This is a genomic window from Salinicoccus sp. CNSTN-B1 (assembly GCF_054792835.1).
Map to the genome: position 1 here is coordinate 1,625,820 of NZ_JBTWMN010000004.1, position 22,910 is coordinate 1,648,729.

The following is a 22,910-nucleotide window of genomic DNA, read 5'->3' on the forward strand; positions in this document are numbered from 1 at the left end:
TCCCTATTCTTCATTCTGTATAAGTACATTACGCGGCTTGCTGCCACTGCTCGGGCCGATGACACCATTTCCTTCAAGGTCATCAATCAGCCTTGCGGCCCTGTTGTAGCCTACCCTGAACTGACGCTGGAGCAATGACGCGCTGGCACGCTGCTGCTCGATTACAAACCATTTGGCATCTGGATAGAGTTCATCTTCAGATTCTTTTTGTTCCTTCTGTACTGGTTGATTCATGATCGATTTCTCATAGTTGGCCTTCATCTGGCTTGTAATGAAGTGTACGATGTCCCCAACTTCGCCATCTGAGAGGAAAGCACCCTGGACACGTGTTGGTTTCGATTTCCCTGAAGGCAGATACAGCATATCGCCACGGCCCAACAGTTTTTCGGCCCCTTGCGAATCGAGGATGGTTCTCGAATCAGTCTGTGAACTTACACTAAAGGCAATCCTTGACGGTATATTCGCTTTGATGATACCGGTAATGACGTCGACCGATGGCCTCTGGGTTGCGATGATGAGGTGGATGCCGGCTGCACGTGCCATTTGGGCGATGCGCGTGATCGCAGCTTCAACCTCTTTGGAGGCGACCATCATAAGATCTGCCAACTCATCAATGATAACCACGATATAAGGCAGTTTCTGGACCTTCTCCGGAGTCTCGCTTTCACGCTCCAGATATTGGTTATACGCCTCGATATTGCGTGTGTTGGAATGGGAAAATAAATCATATCTCCGTTCCATTTCGCTGACGATCCGATTCAGGGCGTCACTAGCCTTTTGAGGATTCGTTACGACCGGACTCAATAGATGCGGTATGCCGTTATAGACATTCAACTCCACCATCTTCGGGTCGATCATCATCAATTTCACTTCATGTGGTTTGGCGTTCATCAAGATGCTCAGGATGATACCGTTTATGCAAACTGATTTACCACTGCCCGTCGCACCTGCGACCAGCAAGTGGGGCATCTTATTGAGTTCAGCCATGACCGGACTCCCTGAGATGTCTTTCCCGAGTGCCACTTCCAGCGGATTATCGGAAGTCTTACGTTTTAGTACTTCACGCAGCGTCACCATGCTGATCACAGAATTAGGTACTTCTATACCAACTGCCGATTTACCGGGTATCGGAGCTTCAATCCTTATATCCTTGGCAGCAAGGCTGAGTGCGATATCATTTTGCAGATTGATGATCTTGCTGACTTTCACACCGATGTCCGGCTGTATTTCAAACTGGGTCACAGCTGGGCCGATACGGATTTTTGAAACTTTAGCATTGACTCCGAAGTTTTTCAGCGTATCTTCCAAAACCCTGCCTTGTTTCAGGACTTCTTTGTTGCTTACGGTCTCTGATACTTCCGCATCCTTCAACATCGTTATTGAAGGGAGTTCATACTGCTTCAATTGATCCAATTCATCGTCGTCGAAGGTTGAAATATCAGAGTCACCATCACCCTCCGCTTCAGCATCACTTTCTTCTGAAACATCCTGTTCTTTTCTGCTCCAATCCTCCTGTGAGGTTGCAGCCTTCTCTTTTGTTTCATCATAAGGTTTTGGCTGATTGTGGCTGTTGTCGGAATCTGTAGCATCTGATTGGGTTTCTTGATGTTCGTATTCATGCATGGTCTCAATGATTGATTCATCGGCGCTGAAGTCTTCCAGTTGTCTCGGTCTTTGTTTTGTTTCCGTCTGCGGTTTTGCTTTACCTTTTGCACCTTCATATTTATTGGCCTGTCGACCAGTGCTCTGGATACGCTTGTCGGTCAGCTTGCTGTACCCTTTCTGAATCAGGTCTACAGTGAATGAAAACAGGCGTGCAATACCCACTGCAGTTCTTTTGGCAGTGACTTTCAACATTTTGGATGTTTTGACCAGATCATTGGAGAGGGATTGCTCGATATCTTTTGAGGTGATCATCAAGTAGCTGAAATATAAAAAGATTAGGCCGAGCAACAGTGTTCCCACCAGGGAAACACCCGTCGAAGAGAAGGCAAATAATATCTGCCCTATAATCCCACCTCCGAAGAAATGCATGATGCCTTCAGTCTGAATGGTTTCCAGAGTATCATTGAAAGTATAGAAGTTCTCAATACTCTCCCTGTCTGTAATATACAGTACCGAATGGAATAAAAATAACAGACCGAACTGGAGCAGCAAGTATCCTCCCATACGGCGTGTAAGCGGCAATTTCTGTTCTGCTGCCAAATAGATGCTCATAAGAAACAGCATCAGGTATGTAAAGTACCGGCTCGTTCCGAAAAGATAAGCGAACAAAGCATCCAAATATGTGCCTACAGCGCCGAGTTGGAACAATGTGATGAATAGAAGTACGATGAGGATAAATGCCGAAATGGAGTAATAGCTTCTAGTGTCTTTTTTCTTTCTTACGGCCCTACCCGCCTTTTTGGTTCTGTTTGGCTTTCTGGCCATGGACATTTCCCCCTATTTACAATGAGACTGCCAAAACTGGCAGTCTCATTGATGGTTTATATTTCAGATATTATCGGGATGATCATTGGACGGCGTTTTGTACTATCATACAGATGCTTACCGAGATCATCTCGTATGCTCTGCTTTAATGTACTCCACTCAATCTTCTTCTCATCAAGGGCATCCAAGACGATCTTATGGACGCGTTCTTCCGCTTCCTTAAGAAGGTCTTCACTCTCCTTCACGTAGACGAAGCCTCTGGATTGGATCTCCGGACCGGCCATGATCTGCCGTTTTTTGGGATCTATCGTCACTACGGCTATGAAGATGCCATCTTCACTTAAAAGTCGTCGATCACGAAGTACAATGTTACCCACATCGCCGACGCCACTGCCATCAATCAATACATTGCCGGCAGTCACCTTATTCGCACTGATCATCTGTTTGCCGTCGTAGCTGACGACATCACCTTTTTCGAGAAGGAATATATTCTTGGTGCGACACCGGTTTCAGCGGCGAGTTTTGCATGGGCAATCTGCATTTTGAACTCACCTTGGACCGGGATGAAATGCTTCGGTTTCATGACATTAAGCATCATCTTCAGCTCTTCGCTCAAGCCATGGCCAGAAGCGTGGATGTTCTGTTCCGGGGTGGCTATTTCAGCACCAGCCTTCACCAGTTCGTTCATCGTACTGTACAGCACCACTTCCATATTGGAAGATGGTGTCGTCAGTATATAGACGATATCCCCTTCTTTTATGTTAGTCACTTCATGCTGGCCACGGGACATCGTACCCAATGCCTCAATCGGTTCACCTTGGGAACCGGTTGCGATGATGACCACTTCGTTATCCGGGTAGTCTTCTATCTCATGGCTTGGCACGAGAAGACCTTCAGGGATATCGAAGTAACCAAGATTCCGGGCCACCTTGAAGGAATTTTCCAATGTGCGGCCGAGGAAAGAGACCTTGCGGCGGTTTTTTGCGGCATTCGTCAGCACTTGTTGTATACGGACAAAGTTTGAAGCATAGCAGGAGACGATGATTCTGCCTCGTGCACGTGCAAATCCATCCAGTATGTGTTCTTCAATCACATTTTCTGGTGTGTTATAGCCGCGTTTTTCCGCTTCCGTAGAATCACTGATCAGAGCGAGCACATCTTTTTCGCAATATCGTACATCTTACCCATATTGTAGCTGTAATCCCCCGTCAAACTCTGATCGAATTTGAATTCTCCAGTATAGACGATTGAACCGTATTTAGTCTCTATACTGACCCCATATGAATCCGGGATGCTGTGGCTTGTTTCGAAAAACACCATTTCCGCATTTTTGAATTTCATGCGTGATTGGCTGTTTATCGTATGGAACTTGATTTTCTTATTGACGCCTTTAGCCCTCAGACGATCTTTTACAAGCGCCAAGGTTAACTTGGAACCATAAATTGGGGCGTTTAAAGACCCGACGATATACGGTATTGCGCCGATGGAATCTTCGTGCCCATGGGATAGGAAGATTCCTTTCAGCTTATGTTTGTTCTCTTGTACATAGGTGATATCCGGAATGACGATGTCTACACCGAGCATTTCATCTTCCGGAAACATCAACCCTGCATCGAGTATGAACATTTCGTCATCAACTTCAACGACGTACATATTTTTGGCTATCTCACCGACACCGCCGAGTGGTATGATTTTCACTTTAGCTTCCGTGTTCGCTTCTTGTTTAGCTCCGTTCAAAATATTTCCTCCTATAGCCTACTTGAATGTGGCATGGTAGAACTTCCCATCTATTGTGATATGGGATACTTTTACGTTCTTTGTATCATAGCGTGTTTCATCGCTGTTTTTCAGAATGAGATGGTCGATTGGCTTATCTTTAGTGTGGAATTCCCTAAGCTTGTTGCCGAGTGCCAGATCTGTAAATATGATCTTCACCTCATCGTCATCTTTAATCCTAAGTTGACCGGTGGCTTCATGTTCCAAATCATTTATATCTACTTTATTAAAAATCAATTCGGTTACTCTCCTTTGTTATCTTCGAGCAGTGCCTTGCGGGACGCGTTGACGCGGCCCTGTTTATCGATTTCCGTTACTTTTACAAGGAATTTATCGCCCATTTTAACGACATCTTCCACTTTGCCGACGCGTTTGGTATCAAGCTGCGAAATGTGGACAAGTGCATCTTTACCTTTGAACAGTTCGACAAAAGCCCCGAACTTTTCAATGCGTTTCACTTCGCCCATGTAGATTTCACCGACTTCTGCAACGCGTGTCAGTTCTCTGATGATTTCTTTAGTCCGTTCTATCATCTCAGGGTCGCTGTGTCCGATCAGCACTGTTCCGTCCTGCTCAATATCGAGTTTGACGCCGGTTTCATCAATTATTTCATTGATTTTTTTACCGCCTGGCCCGATCACATCACGGATCTTATCCGGCTTGATATGCATGACTTCAACTTTTGGAGCATATTTGCTCAACTCTTGGCGTGGTTCGCTTATCGTTGCAAGCATGTTGTCCAGAATTTCAGCACGGCCTGCTCTTGCCTGTTCCAATGCTTCACTCAGGATATCTTCATCCAGTCCATCAATTTTGATGTCCATTTGGATGGCTGTAATGCCATTTTCTGTACCTGCAACCTTGAAGTCCATATCTCCAAGAGCATCTTCCATTCCCTGAATATCCGACAGTATTGTGTAGTTATCGTCTTTTTTGACGAGTCCCATCGCAATACCGGCCACGGGTGCCTTTATAGGCACACCTGCATCCATCAGAGCAAGCGTCGAGCCACAGATTGACGCCTGTGAGCTTGAACCGTTGGACTCCAGTACTTCAGACACTAGTCTGATCGTGTATGGGAAATCGGATTCGTCCGGTATCACTTGATAAAGGGCACGTTCACCAAGCGCACCATGACCGATTTCACGGCGGCCCGGTCCTCTGATCGGTCCAGTTTCGCCTACTGAGAAGTTCGGGAAGTTATAATGGTGCATAAAACGCTTGTTTTCTTCGACCCCGAGCCCATCTATAATCTGATGTTCCCGAAGGGCGCCAAGCGTACATATGGATAAAGCTTAAGCCTGGCCGCGGGTGAATAAGCCTGAACCGTGTGCACGAGGCAACAAGCCAGCCTGTGAATCCAGGGAACGGATTTCAGATGGTTGCCGGCCGTCAGGTCGTATTTTTTCTTCTGTAATAAGGCGTCTCACTTCATCTTTCAGGAGCGTTTCTACTATGGAAGCCGCTTCTTTATAAATGGTTTCATAATCTTCAGCAGATTCATCCAGCGTTTCTAGGATGCGCTCTTTGGCAGCTTTTATCGCCGCATCACGCTCTTTTTTGTCTGGATCCTGAATTGCTTCATAGAGGCCCATCGTTTTCGCTTTCTCCTCCATGTCGCGCTGCAGGTCAAAGTCCGGCTCCGGTACTTCAAAGGGTGTTTTCTCTATGTCCAGTTCCGACAATATCTCTTCCTGGAAAGCGACCAATTTCTTGATGCTTTCATGGCCGAACATAATTGCTTTCAGCATTGTCTCTTCAGACACTTCACGTGCACCTGCTTCGACCATGTTGACAGCATGCTTAGTGCCGGCAACTTGAAGGTCGATGTCAGAACGATCAAGCTCCTCCACCGATGGGTTGATGATGAATTCCCCGTCGATCCGGCCGATCGTCACTCCGGCTATGGGACCCTTGAAGGGGATATCACTGACTCCGAGTGCAAGGGATGACCCAAGCATCGCCGCCATTTGAGGAGAAGCGTCCGGGTCTACCGAGAGGACTATGGACATGACTTGCAAGTCATGCCTATACCCTTCTGGAAGAGCGGTCTGATCGGACGGTCGATTAGGCGGCTTGTGAGTGTCGCCTCCTCACTTGGACGACCTTCACGCTTGTTGAATCCGCCAGGAATTTTACCCGCAGCATACAGTTTTTCCTCATATGCGACTGTCAGCGGGAAAAAAGGAAGGTCTTTCGGTTCCTTGGAAGCAGTGGCGGTGGTAAGCACGACCGTCTCGCCGTACCGTATGAGCACTGCACCATTGGCCTGTTTGGCAAGCTCGCCGTATTCGACTGTCAGCTTGCGTCCCCCCACTCTGTTTCATACACTTTCTTCGTTGTTTCTGTCATAATTTGTCTTCTCTCCTTAGTAAGGCTACTTAACCCAATCATATCACTTTTAATAGAGAATATACATAAAAAAAAGCATATCCAAAGGATATGCTCAAGCTGTTATTAGCGACGGAGACCGAGTCTTTTGATGAGTTCACGGTATCTCTGTATGTCTTTTTTACGCAGGTAGTTCAGCAAGTGTTTCCTGCGGCCGACCATTTTAAGAAGACCTCTTCTTGAGTGGTGGTCCTTCTTGTGGATGCGTAGGTGTTCGTTCAGTGTTGTGATTTCAGCAGTCAATACTGCGATCTGTACTTCTGGAGATCCTGTGTCGGACTCGTGTGTACGGTATTCTTGTATCAGTTCATTTTTGCGTTCTTGTGATATAGCCATTAAAAACGCCTCCTTTTTTATTGTTCACCGCTATCCGAGCAGATGCCGGAGTTGCTCTCTGCCAAGATTAGGGCACTTGGTTCATTATACGTTAAATGCTATAGGTTTTCAAGCAGCTTAATCGCTTTTTGTTTATCTCTGGATATATGGTCAGTGAGCTCATCGATTCCGGAGAATTTCCTTTCCTCTCTTATGAAATGATGCCAGTGTATAGTGGCATTTTCCCCGTAGACGCTGCGGTCGAAATCAAAAAGGTGCACCTCAACACTCACCCGCTCGAGGTTATCGTGGAAAGTCGGTTTGACACCCACATTGCAGACGCCCTTGTATACGGTTTCCTCATTATCGAGCCTGAACGTCACGGCGTACACACCTTTAGCAGGTAGGTGATAGCGGTACTCCGGCTCAATGTTCGCAGTCGGGAAGCCGATGGTCCGCCCCCTCTTTCTCCTTGCACGATTACACCTCTGACCTCGTAGGGACGACCTAAAGCATGATTGGCACTTTCAAGTTCATGCGTAAGCAGATCCTTCCTGATCTTTGTGGTCGATATCTTTCGCCATCGACAGCCAGTTTTTCAACACCTGTCGTGTGGAACGCCTCGTACTCAGATAGAGTGCTGATGTTTCCGGCACCATACTTGCCATAAGTGAAATCGAACCCTGCAATGACTTCCTTGATATTCATGTCGATTATGTACTGGGATACGAAAGTGTCTGGGACAGCCCCGCAAGTGCGCTCGAAAAATTGATGACGAAGCAATAATCCACACCCATTTCCTCAAGCATCTCCAATTTGACATCAAGCGGGGTCAGATAGGTTGTCCGTCTTTTTTTCGGATTCAGTACTACGGATGGGTGGGGGTCGAACGTTATGACGGCCTTCTTCAGATTATTTTCTTCTGCTTTGGCAGTCATTGTGCCAAGTACATTTTGATGGCCCCTATGCAGCCCATCAAAAAAACCGATCGCTGCAGCAGACGGTGCCAATTTCATATTCTCTTTTTCCTGTGGATGGTGCAATCTTATAGTTTCCATTACATCGCCTCTTATAAATTGAACATTTTGTAGGGTTTCATCATATCCTGTTTTTCAGGATGGTCATGGTAGATGCCGATGACTTTGCCTTCATTCCTGAAGACCACCTTGTCAGTCCTATCTTCTACCATTTCCATAATAGCAGATTTATACACCTTTTGCCCATTCAGGATTTTTTTCAGGAAATTTTCATCTTCTATATCTACAGTCGGCAATTCTTCGATCAATTTCCCGATCGGGATGAGGTGTGCTGTGGCATCCCCTGCTTTCAATTCCTCTAGGCTTGCGGATTGATTCAAAGTGATGCCGCATGATTCCGTTCTGATCAGAGCAGACATATGGGCCGCTGTTTCGAGACTCCTCCCAATGTCCACTGCCAATGTACGTATATAAGTCCCTTTCGAACACGTTACATCAATATCGAAGTGGATGAGCCCACTTTCCCTCTCGATGGGTCCTATGCGTGAAATCTGAAAAATGCTGACGGTCCTTAACGGTCTTTCCACTTCTATGCCTTGACGTGCATACTCATACAGTTTCTTTCCGTTTATTTTGACAGATGCATACCTGGGCACCCGTTGCGTATAATCTCCTTGGAAAGCCACTATCGCTTCATCGATCATTGCGTCAGTGATGCCGTCAGTGGCGTTGCTGTCCTCCACCTGTCCCGTCTGATCTTCAGTATCTGTCGAATAGCCCAAAGTCACACGCGCACGGTAGCTTTTTTTCTTTGTCTGCAAGTATTCAGTCAGTTTTGTGCCCTCACCGACGACGATGGGTAACACTCCAGTCACTTCAGGGTCGAGCGTCCCTGTATGTCCTACTTTCTTCATGCCGAGGATTCTGCGCATACGCATCACCACGTCATGGCTGGTCAGTCCTTTGTCCTTATTTACCGGGATTACACCATGCATTGTTGTATAGACCTCCGTATATAAATAAAAACCTGGGGAATCCCCAGGCTTTTATTTGTCTTTTATTTCATTCAGCAGTGCGTCGATCTTGCTGCCATACTCGATGGAAGTATCATACTTGAACTCGAGTTCAGGAGCCTTCCGTATGGGTATTTCCTTAGCCACTTCCGAACGGATCAGGCCTTTGGCCCGGCCGAGTGCAGCCTGTACTGCTTCCCGGTCATCGTTGAGTGAGGTGAAGTATACAGTCGCAACTTCCATCTCTTTGGTCAGTTCAACATCTGTCACCGTCACCATCCCTATATCCGGGTCAGCAACCTTCGTCCGGAGCGCTTCGCTCACGACTTTCTTGACTTCTTCAGCCACTCGCTCTTGTCTGTTAGACATAAGTTATCACCTTTCAATCTCAACCATGATATAAGGTTCGATCTGGTCTCCCTCTTTAAGGTCGTTGAAATTCTTGATCGTAATGCCGCATTCGTAACCTGCAGTCACTTCCTTGGCATCATCTTTATAACGCTTGAGGGTATCCAATTCGCCTTCATGAACCACTATACCCTCTCTGATGACTCTTACACCTGAATCGCGGGTGATTTTACCGTCAGTGACGTATGATCCTGCGATCGTACCCACTTTGGATACTTTGAAGGTTTGACGGACTTCGACGTTGCCGATTACTTTTTCTTCAAAGATCGGGTCGAGCAGACCTTTCATCGCAGTTTCGATTTCTTCAATGACACTGTATATGACACGGTGCAATCTGAGGTCTACTTTTTCCTGGTCTGCCGCATTCTTGGCATTGACATCAGGGCGCACATTGAAGCCGATGATGATGGCGTTTGAAGCTGAAGCCAAGGTGACATCAGATTCATTGATTGCCCCAACCCCTGTATGGATGATACGGACATTGACACCTTCGACATCAATTTTCATCAATGAAGCGCTCAGTGCTTCAACGGAACCTTGCACATCTCCTTTGATGATGAGGTTGAGATCTTTCATCTCCCCTTCTTTCATCTGTTCGAACAGGTTTTCAAGGCTTACTTTTGAAGTCTGTTCGCGATCATTCATGACCTTCTCTTCACTGCGCGCCTCTCCGATGCTGCGCGCCGTCTTGTCGTCTTTGAAGACTACAAAGCGGTCGCCAGCCTCCGGCACGTCGTTGAGTCCAGTGATTTCAACAGGTGTCGAAGGACCCGCTTCCTGGATGCGCCGGCCGAGGTCATCAACCATGGCTCTGACTTTACCGAAAGTGCTGCCGACGACAAGTGAATCACCGACTTTGAGTGTCCCGTGCTGGACCAATAGGGAAGCCGCAGGGCCTCTTGACTTGTCCAGTTCAGCTTCGATTACAGTGCCGATGGCTGGACGGTCACTTGTTGTCTTAAGCTCGGATACTTCTCCGACTAGAGTAATCATTTCAAGAAGATCTTCGATGCCGTCACCGCTTAGGGCGGATAGGGGAACGAAAATCGTGTCACCACCCCAATCCTCAGGATAAAGGCCATATTCACCAAGTTCCGTCATGACGCGGTCTGGGTTGGCCGTTGGCTTATCGACTTTGTTGACTGCCACGATGATTGGCACTTCAGCTGCTTTAGCATGGTTGATGGCTTCAATAGTCTGGGCATTACACCATCATCAGCTGCTACGACAAGGATTGTGATGTCCGTGACTTGAGCACCGCGTGCACGCATGGTTGTGAACGCTGCGTGACCAGGCGTATCGAGGAACGTAATTTTCTTGCCGCCTGATTCAATCTGATAGGCACCGATATGCTGAGTGATGCCCCGGCTTCTCCGGCTGTCACTTTAGTGTGGCGGATGGAGTCGAGCAATGTCGTTTTACCATGGTCGACGTGACCCATTATCGTAACAACGCTCGGGCGCTCCTCAGTCAATTCTTCGCCTTCAAGATCGAAATAGTTTTCAAGGTCTGTATTGTCTACGACCACTTCCAACTCCGCAGTGAATCCATGTTCACTCGCTATCAGCTCAACGGATTCATTATCCAAGGCCTGGTTGATGTTTGTTACGACACCGACCATGAAGAGGTCTTTAACGATTTTAGATGCGTCTACGCCAATTTTCTCGGCAAGTTCGCCAACCGTGATCCCTTCCTGGTACTTGAACTCTTTAGGGAGTTCTTTTTTTGGTTGGGGTTCAGGCTGCTTAGCGTTCGGCTTATTCTGTTTCCGCCTTTTACCGCCGTGTATGCCGGGCGCCCTATTCCTCTGTTGCCTTTGGTTCGGTTTATTTTCACGCGGCTTATTTCTATTGCCCTGCTCTTTTTTCTGTGTAGATGCTTTTGCATCCTTTTTAGGCTCTTCTGCTTTTTTCGTTTCTGCACCTTTTGCTTTGCCGAATTCTTTATCGAGCACTTCTACTTCATTATCTTCAAGAGATTTCATATGGCTATTCACTTCAATTCCTCTTGCCTGGAGGAATTCGATTATTACTTTACTTGCGACTCCATGCGCCTTCGCGTATTCGTAAATTCTGATTTTACTCATTGAATCACTTTCCTTTCTCTTTAAGCTCCAACATCTTTCTGCCGAAGCCTGGATCTGTCACTGAAAGTACAACTCTGTTGGCTGCACCTGTTGCGTTGCTCAAGGACTCATTGGTGTAATGATCGATCAGCGGTATATCATATGTCCTGCACTTATCGTGGATCTTTTTCCTTGTGTTTGCGCCGGCATCAGCAGCCAGAAAGACCACTGCAGCTTTTTTTGAACGGATGTTCTCCAGCGTCTTTTCCTCACCCGCCGTCAGTTTTCCGGCACGCTTTGCCAAACCCAGCATATTCAATAGCTTGTCCGTCATCGTTTAGGGATGTCCTCCCTGTAGATGAGCCGGATGATTTCATCATAGATTGGGGCAAGCGTTTCCTTGTCAAAGCCAAGCCTGTTTTCCAGCACTTCTTTTTCCCTGGCTTTTTCGACAGCTTCAAGGTTTTTCACTACATAGCTGCCACGGCCGTTCTTCTTGCCGCTCGGATCGACGAATACTTCGCCTTCTTTGGTCGAAACAATCCGTAATAACTCTTTTTTTGGATGCATTTCATTGGTCAGGATACATTTTCTAAGAGGTATTTTCCTTTTCATAACAATCACCCATCATCTATTCTAGGATGCCCTCTTCACTGGCATCTGATTCACTTTTGATATCAATTTTCCATCCTGTCAGTTTAGCTGCAAGACGTGCGTTCTGTCCACGCTTGCCTATCGCCAGGGAAAGTTGATTATCCGGTACGATGACCATCGTCGATTGATTCTCTTCGTCGACCACTACATCGATCACCTGCGAAGGGCTGAGCGCATTTTTGACAAATACTTTCGGGTCTTCATCCCATAGGACGATGTCGATCTTTTCGCCTGAAAGTTCATTGACGATTGCTTCGACACGTGCTCCCCGGGCGCCTACACACGAACCTACAGCATCGACATCCGGATTCTTCGCATAAACGCTTATTTTGGAACGTTCGCCAGCTTCCCTGGCGACACTGGTAATCTCGACTGTACCGTCGTAAATTTCTGGCACTTCTTCTCAAACAGCCGTTTCAGGAGGTTCGGATGGGTCCGTGAAACGAAGATTTGTGGTCCTTTGGTAGTCTGTTCGACTTTATTCACATAGACTTTAATTCTGTCGTTTGGACGATAGGACTCATTCGGCATCCTTTCGGACTCGCTTAAAACTGCATCGGTCCTGCCCAACTGGATGTGGACGAAACGATGGTCCACACGGTCGATCAGACCTGTTAAGACTTCATCTTCCTTATCGATGAATTCATTATAAAGGATCCCGCGCTCAGCATCCCGCAGGCGCTGCATGACCGCCTGCTTGGCGGCTTGGGCGCCTACCCTATTGAAATCCTTTGGCGTGACGTCCTCATCATACGGATCGCCGACTTCATATGCCGGATTAACGGTGCGGGCTGTTTCAAGGTCGATTTCCGCAGTCGGATCTTCAACCTCCTCCACAACATCTTTTCTGGATACCACTATATATGTACCGTTATCCATATTCAGGTCGACTTTAACATTCTTATGCTGGGAGTAATTCTTTTTATATGCTGTCAAAAGCGCTGCCTCGATGGTTTCTACAAGCACTTCCCTTGGAATGCTTTTTTCCTTCTCGAGGTAGTCTATCGCATTCAATAACTCCTGGTTCACTAATAAGCGCCTCCAATCATAATATTACCGCTTTTCGAATTGTTGCGATCTTGCTTCGGTCTATCGTCACTGTTTTCTTACGTGTTTTAACTTTATATTCTATCGTTACGGAAGTCGGATCATAAGCCTTCAATATTCCAGTCCATTCCTTCTCTCCGTCAATCTGCTGGTAGGTCTTTACATAGATGCCCTGCTCCAGCGTCATTTCCAGATCTTCGTCATCCTCGATCGGGCGCTCTGCACCTGGTGACGAGACATCAAGGAAATATCCCCTTGGATGATTTCCCATTCATCAAGTTTTTCGCTCAATACTTCACTCACCTGGGCGCAATCCTCAAGGGTGATGCCGCCTTTCTTATCAAGGTAGAGTCTCAGAAAGTAGTCCTTCCCTTCTTTGACATACTCCACTTCAATGAGTTTGTACCCCATCTCCACAACCACTGGTCGAGCATGCTCCAAGACATTCTTTTCAGTGCGATTCACTGCCCATTCCCCTCCTTCAAAACTAAGAGAAGAACGGGCTAGCCCGTTCTTCTCCGCGTAACGTGGTATTTAATATCATAGTTATTATACCACAGTGTATTTTAGCCTGCAACTTGAGTCTACATATCAAAAATCGACAGCTGTGCCTTGTCCGGCAGATGGTCGAGACTACCCAATTCAGTCAGGTAATCGACTACTTTCTGAGACACACCAGCCCGTTTATTCAAATCTTCTTTCGAGATGAACGGTTCGTCCTCGCGCGCTTCCACAATGCGTTTTGCTACTCCGGCACCAAGTCCTGGAACAGCTATGAATGGCGGAATCAGTGCGTTGTCTTCGATCTTGAACTCAAAGCTGTCCGACTTCTCGACGCTTACCGGTTTTATCTTGTAGCCACGCTGCACCATCTCGTTGGTGATTTCAAGGACCACCAGTGTATCTTTTTCCTTTTTGCTGAGCTCCTGGAACCTCTGATTCATTTCCTTGACGTTATGCCTGATTGTTGTACCATCCTTGACCATCGTCAGCAAATCGAAGTCCGAAGCACGGACTGTAAAGTAGCTCGCATAATAATAAAGGGGATGGTGCACTTTAAAGTAGGCGATCCTGACCGCCATCAGAACATAGGCGGAGGCGTGTGCTTTAGGGAACATGTATTTGATCTTCTTGCAGGAGCTGATGTACCACTCGGGCACGCCCTGTTCTTTCATCGCTGTTTCATGCTCCTCGGTCAGGCCTTTACCTTTACGCACCTTTTCCATGATATTGAAGGCGAGCGAAGGCTCAAGCCCCTGATACATCAGATAGACCATGATGTCATCACGGCACCCGATGACGTTTTTCAAGTCACATGTCCCGTTTCTGATCAGCTCTTGCGCATTGCCGAGCCACACGTCTGTACCGTGGGATAGCCCGGATATCTGGACGAGTTCACTGAATGTCGAAGGTCTTGTATCCTCAAGCATCTGGCGTACGAAACCAGTACCGAATTCAGGTACACCAAGCGTACCTGTGCGGCAGAGGATATCTTCTTCAGAAACACCGAGCGCATCCGGTGAATTGAATAGTGACATCGTTTCTTCATCGTCGACGGGCACCGTCTTCGGATCGATGCCGGATAGGTCCTGAAGCATGCGTATCATAGTCGGATCATCATGACCCAGAATATCCAGCTTTAGAAGGTTGTCGTGGATCGAATGGAAGTCGAAGTGCGTGGTCTTCCATTCCGATTCCACATCGTCAGCCGGATACTGTATTGGCGTAAAATCATATATATCCATGTAATCCGGAACGACGATGATGCCGCCCGGATGCTGTCCGGTCGTCCGCTTCACACCGCTGCATCCCAATACGAGCCGATCGATTTCAGCCCCTCTACGATGGAGGCCGTTATCGTTCATATAGCCTTTGACATAACCGAACGCCGTCTTCTCCGCAACTGTACCGATGGTCCCCGCCCTGAACACTTTGTCTTCGCCAAATAGTTCCTTTGTATAGTTGTGGGCTACAGGCTGATAATCCCCGCTGAAGTTCAAGTCGATATCCGGAACCTTGTCCCCCTTGAAACCAAGGAAAGTTTCAAATGGAATATCCTGCCCCTCTTTTATAAGTGGAGAATTGCAGGTGTCACAAGATTTATCAGGCAGGTCATAGCCAGAGCTTACACTGCCATCCATAAAGAATTCACTCGTCCGGCATTTAGGGCAGACATAGTGCGGTGGCAGTGGGTTCACTTCAGTGATTTCCGTCATCGTGGCGACAAAACTGGAACCGACTGAACCGCGTGAACCGACCAATAACCGTCTTCAAGTGACTTTTTGACGAGTTTCTGCTGATGAGGTAGATGACGGCAAAACCATTTCCGATGATGCTGTCCAGTTCTTTCTCAAGGCGATCTGTAACGATCTCCGGTAATTCCTCACCGTATAGGGCACGGGCATTGCTGTAGCTGAGTTCCCGGATTTGATCGTTGGCCCCTTCTATATTCGGGGTGTAGAGCTTATCTTTGATGGGCACCACTTCTTCTATACTATCGGCAATCCGGTTTGGTGCGTCAATGACGACCTCCCGCTTCACCGCCTCTTCAAGGAATGAGAATGCGTCCAGCATTTCGTCTGTAGTCCTGAAATGCGCGTCGGGCAAGTTACCTCTCGATAACGGATTTCCAGGGTTGCTCTTCACCAGGATATCGCGGCACAACTTATCCGACTCATCCAAGTAATGGGTGTTGCCGGTGGCTACTACAGGTTTATCAAGCTCATTACCCAATCTGATGATGTTTTCGATGATTTCTTCCAAGGTCGCCTCACTGCGGACGATTTCACGCTCCAACAGCCTGCTGTAGAGTGCTTTTGGAAATATCTCGAGATAATCATAGAAACGCGCTGCCTTCTTTGCCGCCTCGTATGACTTCTGCATCATGGCAGTGAACACTTCACCTGAATCACATGCACTACCAATGAGCAGCCCGCTCCGATATTTATCCAATAACTGTTTCCTGATGCGCGGCGTCTTGTAGAAGTTATCTGTCAAGGACTGCGATACTATCTTGAACAGGTTTTTGAGACCTTCCTGGTTTTTTACAAGGATTGTTACATGGGTCGGCATCGCACGTTTGTAGGAATCCTGATCGGCCAACTTTTCATTGATGTGGTTGTGGTTCTCTATACCTGCCTTTTTAAGTTGCGATAACATCTTAATGAATATATAGGCGGTCGCTTCGGCATCATATATTGCGCGGTGGTGTTGTGTCAGTTCGACATTATAGCGTTTGGCGAGTATATTCAGGCCGTGCTTTTTGAAGTCCTTGTTTATGGAACGGGATAGTTCAAGTGTATCGATGACACCATTCGTATATGGGGCAAGCCCCTCTTTACTGTATGCAGCCTCTATAAAGCCCATATCGAAGCTCGCGTTATGGGCGACGAATATCGCATCTCCGACCCATTCCCTGAAATCGGTGATCACTTCTGAAATTGGTGGCGCATCCTGCAGCATATCATCAGTAATGCCTGTGATTTCCTTGATAGTCTCAGTGAGCGGTTCGTTGGGGTTGCTGAATCTTTCGAAACGGTCTATGATTTCGCCATTTTTGACTTTTACCCCTGCAAGTTCGATGATGCTATCGTACTTGGAAGACAGGCCGGTCGTCTCAACATCGAATACGACATATTCATGTTGATCGAGTACTATATCCTGCGGTTTATACGCAATCGCTGCCCCGTCGTCGACGAGCAAGCCTTCCATCCCATAGATCATCTTCAATCCGTTGGCTTTTGCGGCGTAATATGCGTCTGGGAAAGCCTGGACATTATTGTGGTCAGTAACAGCAATCGCTGTATGCCCATAATCTTTTGCCCGTTTTACGTATTCTCCGATATTCCTCAATCCATCCATCTGGCTCATTTCAGAATGGAGATGGAGTTCCACCCTTTTGTCATCACTGTTGTCTTTTTTCTTGGCTTGTTGAAGACATTCAAACTACGGATCATTAGCACCATATCTTTGGAGAACTCATCGTATTCGACATTGCCTTCAATGAGCACCCAATCATTTTTATCCAATGCTTCGAAAACTGCTTCATCCTCCTTGCCATGCCTCGAAAACATTTTGGCAGCGATGGAGTCCGTATAATCAGTCAGCTTCAATTGGAGGATTTACGGCCTGTACGGAGCTCTCGCACTTCTTTATCGAAGATGACCCCTTCAACTTTTACATTGAATTCTTCTTCGACAACTGTTTCAAGCGGCCTGATGTCTTTCATGGTGATTGCTTTGCCGATCTGCTTGATGGTCGCTTCCTGCTTCTTTTTCATATCCGTTTCAAAATGCTTCTGTTGCTCTATGAATCCCTGCACCAATTCAGTCTTCTCTTCCCTGAGGCGTTCTTCAAGCTGTGTCCGCCGATTCGAATCGAGTTCTGCATCCTTACGGAATTCGATTCCTTCTATCGGCATGCCGCAGGCAACATAGGCGTTCTTCAGATTACCATTTATATTTTTATTGAAGTGAGCCACTTCAATGTCATTTTGGACAGAAAAAATCAATGTACCGTCGCTGAGTTGTTTGTCACAATTAAGCAGCTGGAACTTGATGTTTTGGTTGATCCCGATGGAATCAAGGGCATATTCAAGATAGTCGATTATATCTTTGTCTGTATAATGATCTGCCGTGATGATCAATTGGGTGCGTGCTATATTGGAAAAAGCTGTTTCTATGCTTTTTTCCATCATGTTCCTGAGCGCGACAGGTATCATTTCTTCAAAATGGACATGGAACTCCAGACTCTCTCAGCATCATTTGACACTACTTTCTTTAGGGTTCCTGTAGCTAAATAATTATCATTTCCACTGATTCCTGCCTGCTTCAGCAGAATATTAAACTGATCTTTTCCCTTCACTTACAACACTCCTGTAAAGAGCGCGTAAATCGATGATTTACGCGCTCCCCTGTTAATAATTATCTTCAAGATACTGTTTCAGTTCGCCCACCGGCAGATTGATGGATGCATCACTGCTTCTCGGTTTGATTTCTACAACGCCTTCTTTCGCATCGCGTCCCACTACTACCCTAAACGGCAGACCGATCAGGTCGGAATCTGCAAACTTGACGCCGGCACGTTCCTTACGGTCATCGTACAGCACCCGGTAGTCAGCACCAAGTGTTGCATACAATTCTTCTGCAACCGCTTCAGCCTCTTTGTCTTTAGGGTTTGGAGTGACAATGTGCACATCGAACGGCGTCACCGACTTAGGCCAGATGATGCCGCGCTCATCATGGTGGCTCTCAACAATCGCCGACAAGGTCCTGGAGATCCCCACGCCATAACATCCCATGAGCACAGGTGTACTGCGTCCATTCTCATCCAACACATTCAAGTTCATCGCTTCAGAATATTTTGTGCCCAATTTGAATACTTGGCCCACTTCTATGCCTTTCATGAACTTCACTGGTCCACTGCCGTCCTGAGCCATTTCCCCTTCGACGATGAAGCGGAAATCACCATAACCACCAATCTCGAAGTCGCGCTTATGGTTGACGTTGAGGAAATGGTATCCACTCTCATTTGCACCAGTCGGGTAATCCTGCATGTTTTTCACCTGATGGTCAAGGTAGACTTCAATCCCTGCGTCCACAGGACCCAGACTGCCGGGTCGGCCTGCATCAGGCTCCTAATTTCTTCGTCCGTCGCAAAGCGTATATCATCTGTGGCAAAATGAGTCTTGACTTTGACATCATTCAACTCGTGATCTCCCCTGAGCAGTATCATGACGTACCGCTCATCGACCTTCATGATCATTGTTTTGGTGGTCTCCTCAAGCTTGATATCAAGGAAATCAGCTAAAGCGCTGCATGTCTTGACGTCAGGCGTCGCTACCTTTTCGATTTCCTTAGTACTTTCCACTGGTTTCGCCTCTGGTATCGGACATCCTGCTTTTTCTATATTGGCTGCATAGTTGCTTTCCTCAGTATAGGCAATCGTGTCCTCCCCGATGTCTGCGAGCGCCATGAATTCATGGGTATGGCTGCCCCCTATCGCACCTGAGTCTGCCTCTACAGCACGGTAATTAAGTCCTACCCGGGAAAAGATCTTGGAATAGGCCATATACATGTCCTGATATTTCTCGTCCAGGGAATCCTCATTACTATGGAATGAATAGGCGTCCTTCATAATGAATTCACGTCCGCGCAACAGGCCGTATCTTGGACGCAGTTCATCCCTGAATTTCGTCTGGATCTGAAAGACTGTAAGAGGCAGTTTTTTATAGCTTTTGAGTTCATCACGCAACAGAGCGGTTACAATCTCTTCGTGCGTAGGCCCAAGGGCAAATTCACGACCATGGCGGTCTTCGAGCCGCATAAGTTCACTGCCGTATGCTTCCCATCGGCCTGATTCCTGCCAAAGCTCCTTCGGATGCAGTACAGGCATGTGTATCTCTACGCCTTCGATGGCGTTCATCTCTTCTCTGACGATCTGCTCGATATTGTTCAAGACCAGTTTCGTTATAGGCAGATATGTGTATACACCGCTGGCCATCTGTTTGATCATGCCAGCCTTGAGCATCAGGCGATGGCTCAGGCTATCTGCATCTTGCGGGGTTTCACGCATTGTTGGTATAAACATTCTAGATTGTCTCATTCAGTTCACTCCTAAAGGAAAAATGTTTTTATGTCATTCCAAGTTACTAATACCATTACGATCAACAAGAATAGTACACCAATCAGCTGAATGTTCAGTTCAACTCTCCTGTTCAGAGGTTTTTTGAATATCCCTTCGTATAGTACGAATAATATCCGACCCCCATCCAATGCGGGTATCGGCAGCAGGTTCATTATGCCCAGGTTGACACTCAATATCGCAGTAAAGCGCATAAGCGTCATCAGGCCCTGGGCTGCTACATCTTCAGTCACTTTATATATACCGACCGGTCCGTTCAACATATCGAAGGAGAAGGTCCCGTCAGCAATGCTGATGAACATCTGCACTACAAGCGTGAATATGAGCGTCCCCATTTCGTATGTCTGCTCGGCGCCCCATAATATTGGAGATATCACGCCGCGCTCCATCTCGGCCCCTATTCCGATGACCAGCCTTTCATTGGTTTCACCGTCTGGAAGTTCCGTCTTTTCAACTATCGGTGTCATTTCAACAGTACGTGATTCCCCATCATTCACAACCGTTATGTCGAGTTCGGTTTCGCCTTCTTGCTGGATGATGGTCGACATGTGCTCCCAACTGTCCACTTCCTGACCGTTGATCGTTTTTAGATGATCACCTGATTTCAGGCCCGCTTCTTCAGCCGGTGTATCTTCTGCTACAAAGCCTACAACAGCCTCCTCCACTGGCTTGCCATTGATGTAGAACAGCACTGTGAACAACGCAAAAGCCAATACGAAGTTCATCAAAGGTCCCGCCGCCAAAGTCATCAGGCGATGCCCCACCGATTTGGACTCAAACCTCGCAGCTCTCGGGGCAATGCGCTCCAGTTCGGAATTCTGAACAAAATATGCTTCATCTGAAAATGTATAGGTGACCTCTTCCCGTCATGTAGGCGTATAGCTTTGATGAACATTTCTTTGGTGATGTCCGACTGGATGACTTCTACTTCCTCGACTTGCGTGAAGTTATGCTTATCATCAAGTATTATATGGCTGATGCGGTCTACTTCATCAGTCTTTAATTGGACACGCATACCGGCGTTGAGTGGATTGATTTCCATCTCATCGGAGGCCATTCTGACATATCCACCGATCGGCAGAAGGCGCACCGTATAAAGTGTGTCATTGTACTTGTGGGAAAATATTTTAGGTCCCATGCCTATGGCGAACTCCGGACACATGATGCCTGCCCGTTTGGCGAAAATGAGGTGCCCAAGTTCGTGAACTGTAACCAGCACACCAAAAACTACTATAAAAGCTAAAATGCCGGTCATACAATCACCTCATATCTGTTTTATACAATTTATCATAGTACAGGATCGTTTCCAGGTCGGGATTTTCGACGACCGCATGGCCATCCATGCGGGATTTGACGATTTCCTCTATTCCGGTGAATGAAATTTCACCATCCAAAAAGCGTCCGACAGCATATTCATTTGCAGCATTCATTACTGCCGGCATCGTGCCGCCAGCTTCCATTGCTTCATACGCATAGGCAAGCATCCGGAAACGGTCCAGATCCATTGGTTTGAAATTCAGTTGGCTGAGGGCTGAAAAATCCATCGGGTTGTTCATCGGCATCCTTCGAGGATGACTGAATGCGAATTGGATGGCTGTCCGCATATCGGGTGTGCCTATTTGCGCCATGATGCTGTTATCGATAAATTCAACCATAGAGTGTATGGTACTCTCCTTATGGAGAATTGTAGAAATCTGATTGATGTCGACATCAAAAAGCCATTTAGCCTCTATCACTTCAAGCCCTTTATTCATCATCGTCGCTGAATCGATGGTGATTTTCTGGCCCATGGACCAGTTGGGATGATTCAGTGCATCTTCAAGCGAGACATCCGACAATTCGCTTCGGGACAGATCCCGGAATGAACCGCCACTTGCAGTGAGGATGATCTTCTTCACTTCACGTAGGTTTTCACCACGCAGACACTGGAAAACTGCTGAGTGCTCAGAATCGACAGGGATAATCGCCACACCTTTGGCTTTCGCTTTCGACATGACGATTTCGCCGGCTGCAACAAGCGTTTCCTTGTTTGCCAAGGCAATGTCTTTACCCTGCTCTATCGCATGCAATGTCGGTTCCAGACCGATGCTTCCCATGATTGCAGTCAGAACCATATCAGAATCATCCGAAACAACTTCAATGAGGCCCCGAGCCCCTGAAGTGAACTCTATATGTGGATATTTCTGTGCCAGTACCAGCCTGTCGGAATCATCTTTGACGCTCACAAGCTTTGGTTCAAACTGCTCGAGTATTTCTTCAAGTTTTTTTATGTTACTGCCTACAGAAATGCTGCCGATTTTGAATTGCTCGCGGTTTTGGGCGATGACGTCCAAAGCTTGAGTGCCTATTGAACCTGTAGCGCCTAATATTGAAATAGTCTTCATTTAATTTCACCCAGTTCTATCTTAAGTTATAAGAGGCAGTATGTTCATAAGGGGCAGTACAAAAATAAAGCTGTCGAAGCGATCAAGGACGCCACCGTGTCCCGGAAGCAGTCTACCTGAGTCTTTAACGTCAAAATGCCTCTTAAGGGCCGATTCAACCAGATCTCCAAGTTGGCCGAACATACTGAGTATCATCGTCAGCAATAGGAAGAGCAGAATTTGTACGCCTTCGATCCATCCCATGAAGTAAAACAATAGACCGAGCAGGACACTGCAGAATATCCCCCCAAAAACCCTTCTATCGTCTTATTGGGACTGATCTGCGGCCATAATTTACGCCTGCCGAATGCTCTGCCGAATAAGTATGCACCAGTATCCATCACCCAACAATGAGCAGTGCATAGAGTATGTAGATGAGGCCTGCTTCCCGTGTCTCATAGAAGTACATGAATCCGATGCCGACATAAGCTACAGCGAGCACGCAAAAACCCATGTCCACAAACGAAAATCTATTTTTGCTGATGACGGTGAAACTCAACATCAACAACGCCATCACGATGATCAGATCAACCTGAAAAACTGATATGTGTGGCATATAGGATTCCTGGGGCATCATGATGATGAATAATGCCACCATGGACAAGATTCCAGGTATGGAAAATATGTGGATGCGGTTCATTTTCAAAATTTCATAAAGTGCTGTATAGGCAAGTAGAAAAACGGCAATCAGAAGTGGCCAGGCCCCCCATACGACGATTGGCACGAATATAAGCAACGCGATGATTGCGGTGATGGTTCTTGTCTTCAT

General features: G+C 46.9%; 14 protein-coding genes and 8 pseudogenes. All 22 read right to left on the bottom strand.

The features are described 5' to 3' along the window. Positions 1-3: 3 nt before the first annotated feature. The 22 genes and pseudogenes from ACYF68_RS09595 to ACYF68_RS09700 all read right to left on the bottom strand — a co-directional run bounded on the left by ACYF68_RS09595 (position 4) and on the right by ACYF68_RS09700 (position 22,910). The gene (locus tag ACYF68_RS09595) at positions 4-2,430 is read right to left on the bottom strand and encodes a DNA translocase FtsK (protein WP_461046588.1); all 2,427 of its coding nucleotides are present in this window, start codon (positions 2,428-2,430) and stop codon (positions 4-6) included. Positions 2,431-2,486: 56 nt separating this feature from the next. Further along, positions 2,487-4,167, bottom strand: a pseudogene (locus ACYF68_RS09600) (ribonuclease J). Positions 4,168-4,185: 18 nt separating this feature from the next. Then, a complete protein-coding gene (locus ACYF68_RS09605) occupies positions 4,186-4,443 on the bottom strand; it encodes a hypothetical protein (RefSeq protein ID WP_461046590.1) in 258 nt (85 codons plus the stop codon). Between the two features lie 5 nt (positions 4,444-4,448). Then, positions 4,449-6,558 (bottom strand): annotated as a pseudogene (pnp, locus tag ACYF68_RS09610) (polyribonucleotide nucleotidyltransferase). Between the two features lie 105 nt (positions 6,559-6,663). After that, on the bottom strand, positions 6,664-6,933 hold the full coding sequence (gene rpsO, locus ACYF68_RS09615) for a 30S ribosomal protein S15 (protein WP_344701425.1): 270 nt from the start codon (positions 6,931-6,933) through the stop codon (positions 6,664-6,666). 98 nt (positions 6,934-7,031) lie between these two features. Then, positions 7,032-7,970: pseudogene (locus ACYF68_RS09620) on the bottom strand (bifunctional riboflavin kinase/FAD synthetase). 11 nt (positions 7,971-7,981) lie between these two features. Next, positions 7,982-8,884 (bottom strand): tRNA pseudouridine(55) synthase TruB, encoded by a 903-nt coding sequence (gene truB, locus ACYF68_RS09625; protein ID WP_461046592.1) that lies wholly within the window; start codon positions 8,882-8,884, stop codon positions 7,982-7,984. Positions 8,885-8,935: 51 nt separating this feature from the next. Further along, on the bottom strand, positions 8,936-9,271 hold the full coding sequence (gene rbfA / locus ACYF68_RS09630) for a 30S ribosome-binding factor RbfA (RefSeq protein ID WP_344701417.1): 336 nt from the start codon (positions 9,269-9,271) through the stop codon (positions 8,936-8,938). Positions 9,272-9,277: 6 nt separating this feature from the next. Further along, positions 9,278-10,644, bottom strand: a pseudogene (infB, locus tag ACYF68_RS09635) (translation initiation factor IF-2). Continuing rightward, the gene (locus ACYF68_RS09640) at positions 10,533-11,396 is read right to left on the bottom strand and encodes a translation initiation factor IF-2 N-terminal domain-containing protein (protein ID WP_461046594.1); all 864 of its coding nucleotides are present in this window, start codon (positions 11,394-11,396) and stop codon (positions 10,533-10,535) included. The pseudogene infB and the gene ACYF68_RS09640 overlap by 112 nt, the downstream one beginning before the upstream one ends. A 4-nt stretch (positions 11,397-11,400) precedes the next feature. After that, entirely contained in the window at positions 11,401-11,709 is a 309-nt protein-coding gene (locus ACYF68_RS09645; RefSeq protein WP_380570902.1) for a L7Ae/L30e/S12e/Gadd45 family ribosomal protein, read from the bottom strand. Continuing rightward, positions 11,706-11,990 carry an RNase P modulator RnpM gene (rnpM, locus tag ACYF68_RS09650; protein ID WP_380570903.1) on the bottom strand — a complete coding sequence of 95 codons (285 nt, stop codon included), beginning with the start codon at positions 11,988-11,990 and terminating at the stop codon, positions 11,706-11,708. Before rnpM ends, ACYF68_RS09645 begins: the two co-directional genes overlap by 4 nt. Positions 11,991-12,006: 16 nt before the next feature. Next, a pseudogene (nusA, locus tag ACYF68_RS09655) lies at positions 12,007-13,058 on the bottom strand (transcription termination factor NusA). A gap of 16 nt (positions 13,059-13,074) precedes the next feature. Next, the gene (locus ACYF68_RS09660; protein WP_461046596.1) at positions 13,075-13,263 is read right to left on the bottom strand and encodes a hypothetical protein; all 189 of its coding nucleotides are present in this window, start codon (positions 13,261-13,263) and stop codon (positions 13,075-13,077) included. Beyond that, positions 13,260-13,541, bottom strand: a complete 282-nt coding sequence (locus ACYF68_RS09665) for a hypothetical protein (protein ID WP_461046598.1) — start codon at positions 13,539-13,541, stop codon at positions 13,260-13,262. Before ACYF68_RS09665 ends, ACYF68_RS09660 begins: the two co-directional genes overlap by 4 nt. Before the next feature lie 119 nt (positions 13,542-13,660). Next, positions 13,661-17,760 (bottom strand): annotated as a pseudogene (locus ACYF68_RS09670) (PolC-type DNA polymerase III); the annotation flags it as partial. A gap of 32 nt (positions 17,761-17,792) precedes the next feature. Next, on the bottom strand, positions 17,793-17,939 hold the full coding sequence (locus ACYF68_RS09675; RefSeq protein ID WP_461046600.1) for a hypothetical protein: 147 nt from the start codon (positions 17,937-17,939) through the stop codon (positions 17,793-17,795). 52 nt (positions 17,940-17,991) lie between these two features. After that, positions 17,992-19,679: pseudogene (locus tag ACYF68_RS09680) on the bottom strand (proline--tRNA ligase). 11 nt (positions 19,680-19,690) lie between these two features. Next, complete coding sequence (gene rseP, locus ACYF68_RS09685; protein WP_461046601.1) at positions 19,691-20,467, bottom strand: RIP metalloprotease RseP; 777 nt, start codon at positions 20,465-20,467, stop codon at positions 19,691-19,693. Beyond that, positions 20,467-20,973 (bottom strand): site-2 protease family protein, encoded by a 507-nt coding sequence (locus tag ACYF68_RS09690; RefSeq protein WP_461046603.1) that lies wholly within the window; start codon positions 20,971-20,973, stop codon positions 20,467-20,469. Before ACYF68_RS09690 ends, rseP begins: the two co-directional genes overlap by 1 nt. Positions 20,974-20,977: 4 nt before the next feature. Continuing rightward, positions 20,978-22,102 (bottom strand): 1-deoxy-D-xylulose-5-phosphate reductoisomerase, encoded by a 1,125-nt coding sequence (locus ACYF68_RS09695; RefSeq protein WP_344701400.1) that lies wholly within the window; start codon positions 22,100-22,102, stop codon positions 20,978-20,980. Between the two features lie 21 nt (positions 22,103-22,123). After that, positions 22,124-22,910 (bottom strand): annotated as a pseudogene (locus ACYF68_RS09700) (phosphatidate cytidylyltransferase).

Bases quoted from the DNA above. Each gene is read 5' to 3' on its own strand.
- ACYF68_RS09660 (WP_461046596.1), bottom strand. From the start codon at position 13,263: ATGACGCTGGAGCAGGGCATCTATGTAAAGACCTACCAGCAGATTGAC.
- rbfA (WP_344701417.1), bottom strand. From the start codon at position 9,271: ATGTCTAACAGACAAGAGCGAGTGGCTGAAGAAGTCAAGAAAGTCGTG.
- rnpM (WP_380570903.1), bottom strand. From the start codon at position 11,990: ATGAAAAGGAAAATACCTCTTAGAAAATGTATCCTGACCAATGAAATG.
- truB (WP_461046592.1), bottom strand. From the start codon at position 8,884: ATGCATGGTGTAATCCCGGTAAATAAGGACAAAGGACTGACCAGCCAT.
- ACYF68_RS09645 (WP_380570902.1), bottom strand. From the start codon at position 11,709: ATGACGGACAAGCTATTGAATATGCTGGGTTTGGCAAAGCGTGCCGGA.
- rpsO (WP_344701425.1), bottom strand. From the start codon at position 6,933: ATGGCTATATCACAAGAACGCAAAAATGAACTGATACAAGAATACCGT.
- rseP (WP_461046601.1), bottom strand. From the start codon at position 20,467: ATGACTTTGGCGGCGGGACCTTTGATGAACTTCGTATTGGCTTTTGCG.
- ACYF68_RS09690 (WP_461046603.1), bottom strand. From the start codon at position 20,973: ATGACCGGCATTTTAGCTTTTATAGTAGTTTTTGGTGTGCTGGTTACA.
- ACYF68_RS09695 (WP_344701400.1), bottom strand. From the start codon at position 22,102: ATGAAGACTATTTCAATATTAGGCGCTACAGGTTCAATAGGCACTCAA.
- ACYF68_RS09640 (WP_461046594.1), bottom strand. From the start codon at position 11,396: ATGAGTAAAATCAGAATTTACGAATACGCGAAGGCGCATGGAGTCGCA.
- ACYF68_RS09595 (WP_461046588.1), bottom strand. From the start codon at position 2,430: ATGGCCAGAAAGCCAAACAGAACCAAAAAGGCGGGTAGGGCCGTAAGA.